This window comes from Prochlorococcus marinus XMU1408 (assembly GCF_003208055.1).
GTDB lineage: Bacteria > Cyanobacteriota > Cyanobacteriia > PCC-6307 > Cyanobiaceae > Prochlorococcus_B > Prochlorococcus_B marinus_A.
Genome location: NZ_QJUE01000001.1, coordinates 14,752 through 27,751, shown reverse-complemented (window position 1 = coordinate 27,751; position 13,000 = coordinate 14,752). Strand labels below are relative to the sequence as shown.

General features: G+C 34.7%; 14 protein-coding genes. 6 read left to right on the top strand and 8 right to left on the bottom strand.

The window, feature by feature from the left end; genetic code table 11:
* Nucleotides 1-37 precede the first annotated feature (37 nt).
* Nucleotides 38-1,114, top strand: a complete 1,077-nt coding sequence (locus tag DNJ73_RS00125) for a peptidylprolyl isomerase (RefSeq protein WP_158465708.1) — start codon at nucleotides 38-40, stop codon at nucleotides 1,112-1,114.
* A 10-nt stretch (nucleotides 1,115-1,124) separates the two neighbouring features.
* Nucleotides 1,125-2,108 (top strand): thiamine-phosphate kinase, encoded by a 984-nt coding sequence (gene thiL, locus DNJ73_RS00120; protein WP_187152505.1) that lies wholly within the window; start codon nucleotides 1,125-1,127, stop codon nucleotides 2,106-2,108.
* A 16-nt stretch (nucleotides 2,109-2,124) separates the two neighbouring features.
* Here the strand turns inward: thiL and gap are convergent, their stop codons facing one another.
* Nucleotides 2,125-3,147 carry a type I glyceraldehyde-3-phosphate dehydrogenase gene (gene gap, locus DNJ73_RS00115; protein WP_158465707.1) on the bottom strand — a complete coding sequence of 341 codons (1,023 nt, stop codon included), beginning with the start codon at nucleotides 3,145-3,147 and terminating at the stop codon, nucleotides 2,125-2,127.
* Nucleotides 3,148-3,332: 185 nt separating this feature from the next.
* Between gap and murC the strand changes: the two genes are divergently transcribed.
* Genes murC through DNJ73_RS00100 form a run of 3 tightly spaced genes read left to right on the top strand, consistent with a single transcriptional unit; the run spans nucleotide 3,333 to nucleotide 6,051 of the window.
* Nucleotides 3,333-4,784, top strand: a complete 1,452-nt coding sequence (murC, locus tag DNJ73_RS00110) for a UDP-N-acetylmuramate--L-alanine ligase (protein ID WP_257473428.1) — start codon at nucleotides 3,333-3,335, stop codon at nucleotides 4,782-4,784.
* A gap of 3 nt (nucleotides 4,785-4,787) precedes the next feature.
* Nucleotides 4,788-5,672, top strand: coding sequence for a UDP-N-acetylmuramate dehydrogenase (gene murB / locus DNJ73_RS00105; protein WP_158465706.1), 885 nt, complete (start codon nucleotides 4,788-4,790; stop codon nucleotides 5,670-5,672).
* A gap of 31 nt (nucleotides 5,673-5,703) precedes the next feature.
* Nucleotides 5,704-6,051: a YbaB/EbfC family nucleoid-associated protein gene (locus tag DNJ73_RS00100; RefSeq protein ID WP_158465705.1), complete on the top strand. Its 348-nt coding sequence runs from the start codon at nucleotides 5,704-5,706 to the stop codon at nucleotides 6,049-6,051.
* On the opposite strand, the gene rsgA is transcribed toward DNJ73_RS00100, so the two are convergent.
* From rsgA to msrB, 5 genes are all read right to left on the bottom strand, one after another.
* Nucleotides 6,014-6,958 carry a ribosome small subunit-dependent GTPase A gene (gene rsgA / locus DNJ73_RS00095; protein WP_158465704.1) on the bottom strand — a complete coding sequence of 315 codons (945 nt, stop codon included), beginning with the start codon at nucleotides 6,956-6,958 and terminating at the stop codon, nucleotides 6,014-6,016. The two genes, DNJ73_RS00100 and rsgA, sit on opposite strands and share 38 nt — an antisense overlap.
* Nucleotides 6,951-7,190 carry a sulfurtransferase TusA family protein gene (locus DNJ73_RS00090; protein ID WP_158465703.1) on the bottom strand — a complete coding sequence of 80 codons (240 nt, stop codon included), beginning with the start codon at nucleotides 7,188-7,190 and terminating at the stop codon, nucleotides 6,951-6,953. The genes rsgA and DNJ73_RS00090 overlap by 8 nt, the downstream gene beginning before the upstream one ends.
* Nucleotides 7,190-8,326 (bottom strand): molecular chaperone DnaJ, encoded by a 1,137-nt coding sequence (dnaJ, locus tag DNJ73_RS00085; protein ID WP_158465702.1) that lies wholly within the window; start codon nucleotides 8,324-8,326, stop codon nucleotides 7,190-7,192. The genes DNJ73_RS00090 and dnaJ overlap by 1 nt, the downstream gene beginning before the upstream one ends.
* Before the next feature lie 44 nt (nucleotides 8,327-8,370).
* Nucleotides 8,371-9,150 carry a nucleotide exchange factor GrpE gene (gene grpE, locus DNJ73_RS00080; RefSeq protein ID WP_158465701.1) on the bottom strand — a complete coding sequence of 260 codons (780 nt, stop codon included), beginning with the start codon at nucleotides 9,148-9,150 and terminating at the stop codon, nucleotides 8,371-8,373.
* A 92-nt stretch (nucleotides 9,151-9,242) separates the two neighbouring features.
* Nucleotides 9,243-9,710: a peptide-methionine (R)-S-oxide reductase MsrB gene (msrB, locus tag DNJ73_RS00075; protein ID WP_158465700.1), complete on the bottom strand. Its 468-nt coding sequence runs from the start codon at nucleotides 9,708-9,710 to the stop codon at nucleotides 9,243-9,245.
* Between the two features lie 87 nt (nucleotides 9,711-9,797).
* On the opposite strand from msrB, the gene dusA reads away from it, so the two are divergent.
* Nucleotides 9,798-10,805 carry a tRNA dihydrouridine(20/20a) synthase DusA gene (gene dusA / locus DNJ73_RS00070; RefSeq protein WP_158465699.1) on the top strand — a complete coding sequence of 336 codons (1,008 nt, stop codon included), beginning with the start codon at nucleotides 9,798-9,800 and terminating at the stop codon, nucleotides 10,803-10,805.
* A gap of 19 nt (nucleotides 10,806-10,824) precedes the next feature.
* On the opposite strand, the gene DNJ73_RS00065 is transcribed toward dusA, so the two are convergent.
* Nucleotides 10,825-11,442: an RNA recognition motif domain-containing protein gene (locus tag DNJ73_RS00065; protein ID WP_158465698.1), complete on the bottom strand. Its 618-nt coding sequence runs from the start codon at nucleotides 11,440-11,442 to the stop codon at nucleotides 10,825-10,827.
* 128 nt (nucleotides 11,443-11,570) lie between these two features.
* Complete coding sequence (argH, locus tag DNJ73_RS00060) at nucleotides 11,571-12,962, bottom strand: argininosuccinate lyase (protein WP_158465697.1); 1,392 nt, start codon at nucleotides 12,960-12,962, stop codon at nucleotides 11,571-11,573.
* Nucleotides 12,963-13,000 lie beyond the last annotated feature (38 nt).

Genomic DNA, 13,000 nt, shown 5'->3' with positions numbered 1-13,000 from the left:
AAGTCTGTGCCAAAGTCATGCAAAACATAGAATCAACATGGCAAAAAAGATTTGCATTCTTGCCTTGATAACAATCCTATTTTCTTTGAGTTCTCCATGGGTTGACCCTGCTATTGCAAGCCTTCCAAATGGTAATCGACAAAAAGATCCATATGCAATCTTAAGAAATTCTTTACCGATCGACCAGAAAGAATTACGTGAATTACAAAACAAACTTGAGGATACCAGCGACGATCTTCGTGGGAGTAGATGGTCAGCCATCAGCAAAGCCACCTCACGCAGTCAATTCTTGGTCAGCAACAGAAAAAATCAAATTCTTGACTCAATTCCTGAAGAAAATAAGGAAAAAGCAATGAATCTTCTTACAAATTTAAAAGAAGATCTTGAGGAATTAAACCAAATAGCAAACGAAAAAAATAAACTCTCATTTCTTGAAATCAGGCAACAAAGTTTAAAGAAAATTGATGATTTAGAATCTCTTTTAATTACTAATAAGTTTACGTATGAAATACCTAGTGAATATGACAATTTACCAAGACTTTTAGGTAGAGCTAATGTAGAAATAAAAACTTCAAAAGGAAATATGAGTGCAATTATTGATGGATACAATGCTCCTTTAACGGCAGGAGCATTTATAGATCTTTCCATGAAAGGTTTTTATGATGGTTTGCCAATTAATAGAGCTGAGGAATTTTTTATTCTACAAACAGGTGATCCTAAAGGAGAAGAAATTGGTTACGTAGATCCTGAGACAAATGAGTTGAGAAAAATCCCATTAGAAATAAGAACTCCAAATTCTAAAGAAACACTTTATGGCCAAACATTTGAGGAAGTTGGTCTTTACACAGAAACACCAGTTCTTCCATTTGCAACATTAGGAACACTTGGCTGGGCTCACTCTGACTCGGATTTAAATGATGGTTCATCCCAATTTTTCTTCTTCTTATACGAAGCTGAATTAAATCCAGCTGGACGTAATCTTATTGATGGAAGAAACGCCGCTTTTGGTTATGTAATAGAAGGTTCTGAAATCTTAAATAAATTAGGAGTAGACGACAAAATTCTTGAGATAAAAGTATTAAATGGTTCAGAAAATCTAAAACTCAAAGCCTAAGTTTAAAAAAGTGATAACTAGAATTCAAGATATTGGAGAAAGAGAACTGCTCAATCGCTTAAAAAAGTTTATGCGTTTAGGGCAAATTGATGATGATATTGCAGAAATAGAACAAAGTAAAAATAAATTACTTATTAATACTGATTTACTTGTAGAAAATATTCATTTTTCTGAAAAAATATCTAATGCTAAAGATATTGGCTGGAAATCTATTACTACAAATATTTCTGATCTTATTTGTAGCGGCTCAGACAATATAATTTCATTCACAGTTGGGCTTGTTTTACCTCCAAGCACAGAATGGGAATGGGTAGAAAAGCTATATGAAGGAATGTATGAAGCCATGAAGGAATTTGGAGGAGAGATAATTGGTGGAGATTGCACTTCTGGAGAAATAAAAATGATTTCAATTACTGCAATCGGCGAAATGAACCAGCCCAGACTTCATAGAGGAAATGCTTTGCCAGGTGATTACATTGTTAGTACAGGATTCCATGGATTAAGCAGATTAGGTTTAGCACTATTAACATCAGAAAAACTACCAAGTGAAAACGAAATAAGTCTTGAGCTGATTGAAAGAGCTACAAAGGCACATAGGAGACCCTATCCAGCCTTAAAAGCGCTAATAGCATTAAAAGAGTGCAAGCCTCAGTCAAACAGCTGGAGAGCCGCAGGGACTGATAGTAGCGATGGACTTATTGAATCGATTAGAGGAATTTGCGAAAGCAGTAATTGTCAAGCAGTTTTATCAAAAACTTCTATCCTAAAAGATCCTGATTGGCCAAAAAATTTAATTTGGGACGACTGGGTATTTAACGGTGCAGAAGACTATCAATTGATATTAAGTCTTCCTAAAGATTGGGCAGAAGCTTTGTCAAAAACATTTAGTTCTGCCCAAATAATTGGGTTTATAAAAGAAGGTAAACCTAATGTTTTCTGGGATGACTTAGAAGAAATTAATATTGACCAATCAAATCTATTTCAACACTTTTAACTATATGTAATTAGTTTTACTTCCATTTTTGAGCGACAATCTCGGCCAAATCCACAACCCTTTGACTATAACCCCACTCATTGTCATACCAGGCTAAAACTTTAACCATATTGTCATCGATACACATAGTTAAAGCTTCATCAACAATTGTTGATTCATTAGTTCCCGCATAATCAGTGGAAACAAGAGGCAAATCACCATATTTAATGATTCCTTTCATTTCGCCCTGTGAAGCAGTTTTTAATAATGCATTTACCTCTTCAGCACTAGTTTTGCGACTTGATTCAAAAACCAAATCAACCGCAGAAACATTTGGAGTGGGAACTCGCATTGCTATACCAGTAAGTTTCCCTTTCATTTCTGGATACACAAGAGCCACTGCTTTTGCCGCTCCAGTAGAGGTAGGAACCAAATTCATTGCTGCAGCTCTAGCACGACGTAAATCACGATGAGCATTATCAAGAATTCTTTGATCTCCTGTATAACTGTGAATTGTGGTCATTAAACCTTTATTTATTCCTAGCTTCTGATCTAAAACTTTTACTATTGGGGCTAAACAATTAGTGGTGCAACTGGCATTACTGAGAATATCAAAATCTTCATGAGAATATTTATCTGCATTAACACCCACCACATAAGTACCAACACCTTCACCCTTACCAGGCGCAGTAAGAATCACTTTCTTAGCACCTACCTGTAAATGCTTACTTGCACCAACATCGGTGTTAAATACACCTGTTGACTCAATAACTAGATCAATACCCCACTCTTTCCAAGGAAGATTTAAAGGATTTCTGTCTGAATAACATTTAATCGTTTTTCCGTTAATTTGGAATGTATCGTCTGTATGTGAAATTTCAGCATCATTTATTGCTCCAAGAATAGAATCATATTTCAGCAAGTGGGCACAAGTCTTTGGATCAGAAGTGACGTTAATACCGACCACCTCAATATTTGTATTTGAACCCCTACTCAGCCAACAACGCATAAAATTGCGTCCTATTCTTCCGAATCCATTAATCGCAACACGCAAAGTCATTTCAAAAACGGTTAAACCGCATAAGCTACTGGCCGCTGATCATACAGAACGATGATCATTTTCTGAGCATTTTGAAAAATAATTGAAGCGTTAAGGACATAAAAGGTATAAAAACTCTCTAATTCTTTAAAAAATGTGCCTTCCGATAGATGAAGAGTTATCTTTCATTCGACACTTAAGTGAAATTGAAGAAGTCACGACACCTACCACCTCATATCCACTTCATTGGAATAGGAGGTATTGGTATGTCTGCATTAGCAATGATTCTCGTTAAAAATGGATATTCGGTATCAGGCTCTGACCAAAAAAAAAGCTCGCTTTTAAAAGAATTAGAGGAAGGTTATGTAAAAATCTTTCAGACTCAAGAAGAAGCAAATATAGAAAAAATTCTTCAAGATAATAAAAAGAACGATGTTTTAGTAGTCACAAGTTCTGCAATAGGTCCGGACAATTTAGAATTACAAGAAGCAAAAAAATATAATTTAATAATCAAACATCGATCAGAAATACTAAAGTTTCTAATCGATCAAAAGAAATCAATAGTGGTCTCAGGCTCACATGGTAAAACAACAACAAGCACTTACATTACAACAATTCTTTCTATCATCAAAAAAGATCCTACTGCTATAATTGGTGGAATAGTTCCTCTATACAAAAAAAATTACAACATTAGTAATAGTGAACTACTGGTTGCCGAAGCAGATGAATCAGATGGATCGTTAGTGAAATTTAATCCAAATATTGGAGTAATAACTAATGTAGAACTTGAACATGTTGATCATTACAAAAATCTAGAAGAGTTATTAAAGACTATGAAAGAATTTGCTAAAAATTGTAACCACCTAATTGCCAATTTTGACTGTAAAAATCTTAAAAAAAATATACAAAAATCTAAATGGTTCTCTACACAAAAAATTGAAGGTATTGATTTTGCATTAATTCCAAAAGAATCAAACGGTTGTGAAGTTATAGCAGAGTATTATGAACAAGAAAAATTTGTTGATATTATAAAAGTACCTGTTCCTGGAATACATAATTTAAGTAATGCAGTAGCTGCAATAGCTGCGTGTCGAACAGCCGGTATTCTTTTCAAAGATATCAAAAAGGGTATTACTCATTTACATCTACCATCAAGAAGATTTGACTATAAAGGATTATGGAAAAATAGATTAATAATTGAAGACTATGCTCATCATCCCAGTGAAATTAATGCGGCAATATCAATTGCATCACTTATAATTAATACAAAAAATAATATTTCATCAATATCACCAAATAGACTAGTAAGTATCTTTCAACCACATCGGTTTACTAGGGTAAAAAAGTTTCAAAAAGAATTTGCGAAAAGTCTTAGTAAATCTGATTTAGTATTTATAACTCCAATTTACTCAGCTGGAGAAGATCAAATCGAAGGAATCAATAATCGATCAATTGCATATGAATTGAAAAAATTAAAACCAAATCTTGAAATATATACCCCAGATAATAATCAAGAATTAAAAAAATTAATGATAGAAAAAACAATTGAAAAAGACTTAATTTTAATTATGGGAGCAGGAGATATTAATAAAACATGTGCAAATCTATTTTTAAAAGTAGTTGTTAATAACACAATTAAAAATAATTTTGCTGCTTAAAAGATGAATTCAATTGAATTAAAAAAAAATATTTCCTTATCAAATTTTACAACTTGGAGAATAGGCGGTCCTGCTGAATGGATTGCTCAACCAAAAAATAATGAAGAAATAAAATATTTAATTAATTGGATAAATAAGAAAAAAATTCCCTGCAATATAATTGGTGCTGGCTCTAATCTTTTAATAAATGACGAAGGAATTAAAGGTTTGAGCCTATGTATGCGTAAGCTTAAAGGAATTCAAATTGATAAAAATACTGGAAATATAGAGGTCCTTAGCGGAGAGATGCTTCCCACTTTGGCTCGAAAAGCTGCCGCGAATGGACTACATGGACTTGAATGGGCTGTAGGAATACCAGGAACTATTGGTGGAGCAATAGTCATGAATGCAGGTGCACAAGGTAATTGCATATCTGACTATCTTGAAAGTATTACAACGCTATCCTTGAAAGGTGAATACAAAATCATCGAATCAGCTGATCTAAATTTTGGCTACCGGTACAGTCTTCTTCAAGAGGAAAACTTAATTGTTGTATCTGCAAAACTCAAATTGGAATCTGGTCATGAGGAATCGAAAATCCGTCAAATCACAAATGAAAATTTTAATCATCGATTGAGAACTCAACCATATCAAGACCAAAGCTGCGGGAGTGTTTTTCGTAATCCTGAACCTTTAAAAGCTGCAAAATTAATTGAAGAACTTGGTTTAAAAGGATTTCGCTTTGGTGGAGCTGAAATATCCAAAATTCATTCCAACTTTATAATTAACGCAAATAAAGCTTCTTCTCATGATGTACGAAAATTAATTAAACATATCCAAGAAAAAGTTTTTGATTCATATGGAATCTTGTTAGAAACAGAAGTCAAACAATGTGGCTTTGAAATTTAAAGCCTAAAATTATTAACAATTGGAAAATCTCATGGCTGGATTCGGACTACCAAATTTTGGACAACTAACTGAGGCTTTTAAAAAAGCACAACAAATTCAACAAAATGCTCAAAAACTTCAAGAAGAACTTGAAATTATGGAAATAGAGGGAGCAAATAACGATAATCGCGCAAAAATATGGATGTCAGGCAATCAAAAGCCCTTACGTATAGAAATTGATCAAACATTACTTTCAGAAGATAAAACAATAATTGAAAAAGCAATACTTGATGCAATGAAATCCGCTCACGAAGCCTCTACCTCAACAATGAAAGAGCGTATGGAAGATTTAACAGGTGGATTCAAACTAAATCTCCCTGGTATGGGAGACGAGAATTAATCATTTCATCTATGTTTTCACGATAAAAAGAATATCTTTCAAGGTCTTTATTAATTACGCAACCAGGTTCGTCTCTATGTAAACAATTACGAAACTTACATTTCGAGTGAATTAACTCCGCTCGAAATTCAGGAAACAAATAGGCAAAGCCAGAAATATCAGATACTATTTCTGGACGGTTAAAGCCTGGAGTATCAGCAAGAAATGATCCGTTTCCAATAGAAAAAAGTTCGACATGTCTAGTCGTATGTGTACCCCTCCTCAATTTTTTTGAAACAGAAGAAGTAGGCAATGAAAGAGAAGGAATTAAGTGATTTATTAAACTTGTCTTTCCCACACCAGAGGGACCAGCGAGAACGGTTAGTTTTGTTTGTCTAAATCGTTCAATTAACGAATCAATTCCTTGGGCATTCTTTATAGATACTGCTACAGAATCGTAACCCCAAAGTTTTAATTTATTGATAAATGAATTCAAAACATTTTTTTTAATCAAATCAATTTTTGTTAGAATTATAAAAGGTTTGATCTTTACAGATTCAGCAGTTATTAAAAAACGACTAGTTTGTTCACTATCAAATGACGGTTCATCGACAGAAATACAAATAGCAATTGAAGTAACATTTGCTACCGCAGGACGTTTTAAAAAACTTTTCCGAGGTTTAACATCAGAAATCACAGCTCGTTTATTTTTATAATCTATAGCCTCAACAAAAACAATATCGCCTACATCTATAAACAAACCTTGAAAATCTAATTTACTTCTCCTAGTACATAATAATCTAATTTTTTGCACAAACTCATCAATAGGATCTTGTTTAACATCTTTAGAATCAATTTCTACAATTAAAAAATTTGCCTTAAGTGCAATGACAATTCCGAACAACTTATTAGAGTTATTTTTATTCACTAGTTATCATTAAAGAAACCATCTGTGAATCCTTTTTTAGAATATCAACTTTATAACCTTTCTCTTTCAAGCCCTCAATAACACTTATTTCAGCTTCGCCTAAATCCAAATCCACTTTTAAAACTTGGTTTAAAGATAAAGTTTCTAAAGCTAAACAGCATTTGACAAAATTGATTGGACAAACAAGACCACGTAAATCTAAATAATGATCAATTATTATTTTTTTTTTCACTAATTTTTTCCAAATAACTTACCAAATAACCCACTTTTATGATAATGATGTTGAGGTCCACGTGCAGAATAATGTCCTGCTAATTCTTCTAATAAATTTCTTTCAGAGTCTGACAGTTTTGTAGGTAATTTAATCTTTACAGAAACTTGATGATTACCTCTCGCGACGGGATTACCAAGTTTTGGTACACCTTTGTTTTCTAAATTTAAAATAGAATTAGGTTGTGTTCCTACTGGAATTTGTAACTTAGTAGGACCATCTACTGTTTCTATTTCAATCGTATCACCTAAAATCGCCTGAAGATAACTTATATTTACTTCAGATAAAATAGTCAATCCATCTCTTTTAAGGTTTGGATGGTTTTTAACTTTTAAAAATACATATAAATCCCCAGATGGACCTCCTTTCAATCCAGCGTTACCCTCTCCAGAAACTCTTAAGCGGGTTCCACTATCAACTCCAGCAGGGATATTAATTCTTAACTGTTTTCTTACTTGTTTAACACCTTTCCCACCACAAGAATTACAAGGATCCTTAATTATTTGTCCAGTTCCACCACAAGTTGGACATTCAGCTACTTGGGTAAAGCTTCCAAAAGGAGTACGAGTAGCTCTTCTTACTTGACCAGCCCCACTACATGTGGGACAAGTCACTGGTCCAGTACCTTGCTTAGCTCCAGTTCCTCTGCAAACATCACAAGTTTCTAGATGAGGAACTTTGATTTCTTTTTCTTGTCCAAATATAGCTTTATCAAAATCAATTGTGAGATCGTAACGTAAATCATCTCCTTGCTGAGGTCCACGTCTTTGAGGGCGTCCACCACCTCCTGGCGAACCAGAGCCACCAAATCCATTAAAAAAGGTCTCAAATAAATCTGCGAAGCCGCCCATATCTCCCATATCTGGCATACCAGCTGCTCCACCTAATCCGGCTTCTCCAAATTGGTCATAACGAGCTCGCTTTTGAGAATCACTTAAAACTTCATATGCCTTACCTATTTCTTTAAACTTTTCTTCAGCTCCTGCTTCCTTATTAACATCAGGATGATATTTTCGAGCTTGCTGCCTATAAGCTCTTTTTAAAGTGTCAGAATCAGCATCTCTACTGACGCCCAAAAGTTCGTAAAAATCAGCCATTTGTCTATTTAAACAAATTCAATTCCATTTCGATCACCAAATATTTAATTCTCATCGTTAATTAAATTCTCCGAAGGTTCATTTTGTTCTTGATTAGAAGAACTCTGATCAGAAATCTCTTCATTAGCAGCTTTCGGTCCTGGTCCCATAGAAACTTTGACTAAAGCATGCCTCAAAACACGTCCATTCAAGTGATAACCCCTTTGTAATTCTTCTAGGACAATATCTTCTGCTTTTTCCTCACTTGGCTCTCTCATCACAGCTTCATGCAATGAGGGATCAAAAGTTTGATCAACTACACGCATTGGAGCAACACCTAATTGCTTTAGAACCTCAACCAATTGTTTATAAAGTCCTTGATAGCTTCGATGCAATGCTTGAGCTTCTTCACCCTCAGGATTTAATTGTTGTCTAGCTCTTTCGAAATTATCAACAACAGGGAGAATTTCGCTTAGCGTGCTACAAGTAAGTTGGATTTTTAAATCATCCTGATCCCTTGTCTGACGCTTTCGGAAATTATCAAAATCAGCAGCTATCCTCATATACTGACCATTGAGAGTCTCATACTCTTTTTCTAATTGCTGTAATCTCGCTTCAGTATCTGGAACTTTTATTTTTTGATCAGATGCTGTTGAAGATTGATCATTAGCTGAATCTATAGAATCATTATTCAATTGAGGTTCAACTTGAGAACTGTTAGGTAGTTCAACTTTATTGGATGATTCACTAGTTGTTTCAGAACTTACAGAATTTTCATCGGAATCATTTTCTGATGAACCATCCTGAGGTAATTCCTGTTCTGATGAAGGAACGTCTGAATTCATATAATTTGATTGGCTATTAATACATGTTGATAGCAAAGAGTTTTTTATACAAGCTACGGAAGCCCACACCTATCAATTAGTTGGGTAATAATTTAAGAATCAACCTCAAATACAATAGCGACCCCATTATTGCAATACCTTTTACCAGTTGGCCTTGGACCATCATTAAAAACATGCCCCTGATGCCCACCACAACTTCGACAATGGTATTCAGTTCGTGGAACAATTAATTTAAAATCTGTTTTTGTTTCGATTGCATCAGGTAAATGATCGAAAAAGCTTGGCCAACCTGTTCCACTATCAAATTTTGTTTTTGAAGAGAATAAAGCAAGTCCACATCCAGCACAACGAAAAATTCCTTTCCTTTTTTCATCGTTCAATGGACTTGAAAACGGCCTTTCTGTTCCTTCTTTCCGCAAAACATAATATGCCTCTTTGGATAAGCGCTTTTCCCAATCTGAATCAGTTAAAGTTTTATAGTTATTCATAGGTTTAGATGAAGCAAAAGCACTTTTAGGTTTGATAATAAAACCCAAAAGAGTATTCAAAAATCCAATCATTAAAAATCTACGGTTCAAAGAAATTTTTCAGTTCGGTAAATATTAATAAAATTACTCCTTAAAAGGTGAAAAATTAAATTATAGAAAATGATTTCCAAATCTTCTACAACGAATGAATTAGCTAGCTATCGAATAAGTATTGCTCCAATGATGGATTGCACAGATAGGCACTTTCGTGTCCTAATGCGGCAAATAACAGAACGATCACTTTTATATACAGAAATGATTGTCGCTCAAGCTCTTCATTACAGCAAAAATAGAAAGAAGTTATTAGATTTTGATGAAATTGAACACCCTATTTCAATACAACTTGCAGGAGACAATCCAATTCTTTTAGCTGAAGCGGCAGAAATGGCAGAAGATTGGGGTTATGACGAAATTAATTTGAATATTGGATGCCCAAGTCCAAAAGTAAAATCAGGCAACTTTGGCGCTTGCCTGATGGGAAAGCCAAAAATAGTGGCTAATTGTATTGAAAGAATGAAAAAATCATGCAATATCCCAATCACTGTAAAACATAGGTTAGGTATTGATAATCTTGACAGTGATGATTACCTAATCAAATTTGTAGATATTTGCTCAATTGCAGGAGCAGACAGATTTATAGTTCACGCAAGAAAAGCTTGGCTCAATGGATTAAATCCTAAAGAGAATCGTACAATTCCACCTCTTCAATACGAAAGAGTTCAAAAATTAAAAAACAAAAGACCTGAATTAATAATCGAACTTAATGGAGGTATTAATACAATAAATGAATGTCTAAGAGCTTTACAAACATTTGATGGTGCGATGGTTGGTCGAGCTGCATATTCTCATCCATACATTTGGAAAGAAATAGATTCAAAAATTTATGGAGAAAAAGAGGAGTATCTTACGAGGTCAAAAATAATTAAAAAAATTATTCCTTTTACTCAAAAACATCTAGAGAATGATGGAAGACTTTGGAATATGGCTAAACACATTTTAAATCTAATAGAAAACATACCCAATGCAAAAATGTTAAGACAAGAATTAAGCGAAAAATGTCAAAATAGTAAAGCAGATATTTCAGTTTTAAAAAAAATAGCCCTACAACTTGAAGATGCAGGGCTATAGAAATAAGTAGCAAAAACTTTTAACTTTCTGCGCCACCATAATCTACGGAAGAATCATCTCCTCCTTCAGGCGAAGCACCTCTTCTTCTTCTACTGCGACCTTGATCAAAGCCATTAGCATCCTGTGAAGCATTGCCATGACTACGATCTTCCCAACCTTTAGCGCCAGAAGGTCTGTCTTGAGCTGATTGATCAACTTGGCCACCACCGCCGTAGCCACCGCCTTGGCCGCCACCGCCATAACCGCCACCGCCGTAGCCACCGCCTTGGCCGCCACCGCCATAACCGCCACCGCCGTAGCCACCGCCTTGGCCGCCACCGCCATAACCACCGCCGCCGTAGCCACCGCCTTGGCCGCCACCGCCATAACCGCCACCGCCTCTTCTAGGAGCACTGCCTCGAGGTTCAGCTTTGTTTATTCTTAAAGGGCGACCCATAAGCTCAGCACCTTGTAGAGATTCAATTGCTGAAGCTTCAACTGCTTCATCAGCCATCTCAACAAAAGCAAAACCTCTTTTGCGTCCTGTATCTCGTTCTAAAGGTAAAGAACAATTTGCCACCTCCCCAAAGGGAGAAAACAATTCAATGACATCTTCCTGCTCAGCGCGGAAGGGTAAGTTGCCGACAAAAATACTCACTTGAAAATTGGACTGAAAATAAAATGTAACTAATTGGGCTATGAATAGCCAAATTTAATAACTCTAAAATGAGCCATCATCAAACACTTTAATACCGAAAGCCCTCAAATAGATTGAAAACAATTATTTTACTTAAATAATTTTTCGCGCCAAAGAAGAAGCTCTTCCTGAACTCTCTCAAATCCAGTTCCACCAACACTCAAACGCGACTCAACCACACTTGAAGGCAAAAGCTTTTCATATATATCTTCTTCAAAATATTTATGAAATTTTTTCCATTTCTCAAAAGGAATATCTTTTAGTAAGATTCCTTCTTCCAAAGAGGTCTTAACGATTCTCCCAACTAATTGATAAGCTTCCCGAAATGGTATGTTCTTAGAAACTAAATAATCAGCAACATCGGTAGCATTTGAAAAATCAGATGAAACGGCTTTATTAAGTCTGTCTTTTCTAAAAATCAAACCTTCTTCAAATAAAATTGATATTGCAATTAATGAATTCCTAATTGTTTTAACACTATCAAAAATTGCTTCTTTATCTTCTTGGAAATCCTTATTGTAAGCCAAAGGTAATCCCTTAATCATGGTAAGCATTGCTTGTAAATGTCCAAATACTCTCCCTGACTTACCTCTGACTAACTCTGGAACATCTGGGTTCTTTTTTTGAGGCATAAGGCTACTTCCAGTAGCACATCTATCTGTTAATTTGATAAATGCAAATTCTTCAGATGCCCATAAAATAACTTCTTCAGATAATCTACTTAAATGAGCCATTATTAATGATGAGGCTCCCAAAAATTCTACGACAAAATCTCTATCGCTTACAGCGTCTAAGCTATTAGAATAAATATCTTCAAATTTCAATTCAGAAGCAGTAATTTTTCTATTAATAGAAATAGAGGTTCCTGCTAAAGCAGCAGCTCCTAATGGAGAAATATTAACTCGTTTTCTTACATCTTTTAATCTATTTCTATCTCTTTGCGCCATCTCAACATATGCCAATAAGTGATGTGCTAAAGACAAAGGTTGAGCACGTTGTAAATGCGTATAACCAGGAATAAGAGTATGTAGATTTTCCTCTGCTAATAAAAAAAGAGATAGTTGAAAACGTTCTAAATCCTTATCAATTTCATCAATACGCTTTCTTAGCCATAATCTGAGATCTGTTCCAACTTGATCATTACGGCTACGACCCGTATGCAGTTTTTTTCCAATCGGACCGATTAAATCTATTAATTTTTTTTCTACTGCAAAATGAATATCTTCATCTGAAATATCAGGCTGAAATAATCCATCACATGCTTCTTTCCTGATATGTTGAAGACCGTTTTCTATTGCAATAGCTTCTTCTTTAGTAATTATTCCCTGAATTCCCAACATACGAGCATGCGCAATTGAACCATCCAAATCTTCTTCTAATAGACAAATATCAAACTCAATTGAAGCATTAAATTTTTCTATAAAAGGATTTAATCCTTTATCAAATCTATCGCTCCACGTTTTACTCAATGGATTTTCCAAATTACTAATACAAATAAAGCAAGAGTATTCGAAATTGT

What these genes read in the sequence shown, in the direction of transcription:
- dusA (WP_158465699.1), top strand. Translation starts at nt 9,798, where the DNA reads ATGATTTCCAAATCTTCTACAACGAATGAATTAGCTAGCTATCGAATA.
- DNJ73_RS00125 (WP_158465708.1), top strand. Translation starts at nt 38, where the DNA reads ATGGCAAAAAAGATTTGCATTCTTGCCTTGATAACAATCCTATTTTCT.
- murB (WP_158465706.1), top strand. Translation starts at nt 4,788, where the DNA reads ATGAATTCAATTGAATTAAAAAAAAATATTTCCTTATCAAATTTTACA.
- DNJ73_RS00100 (WP_158465705.1), top strand. Translation starts at nt 5,704, where the DNA reads ATGGCTGGATTCGGACTACCAAATTTTGGACAACTAACTGAGGCTTTT.
- dnaJ (WP_158465702.1), bottom strand. Translation starts at nt 8,326, where the DNA reads ATGGCTGATTTTTACGAACTTTTGGGCGTCAGTAGAGATGCTGATTCT.
- gap (WP_158465707.1), bottom strand. Translation starts at nt 3,147, where the DNA reads ATGACTTTGCGTGTTGCGATTAATGGATTCGGAAGAATAGGACGCAAT.
- msrB (WP_158465700.1), bottom strand. Translation starts at nt 9,710, where the DNA reads ATGATTGGATTTTTGAATACTCTTTTGGGTTTTATTATCAAACCTAAA.
- grpE (WP_158465701.1), bottom strand. Translation starts at nt 9,150, where the DNA reads ATGAATTCAGACGTTCCTTCATCAGAACAGGAATTACCTCAGGATGGT.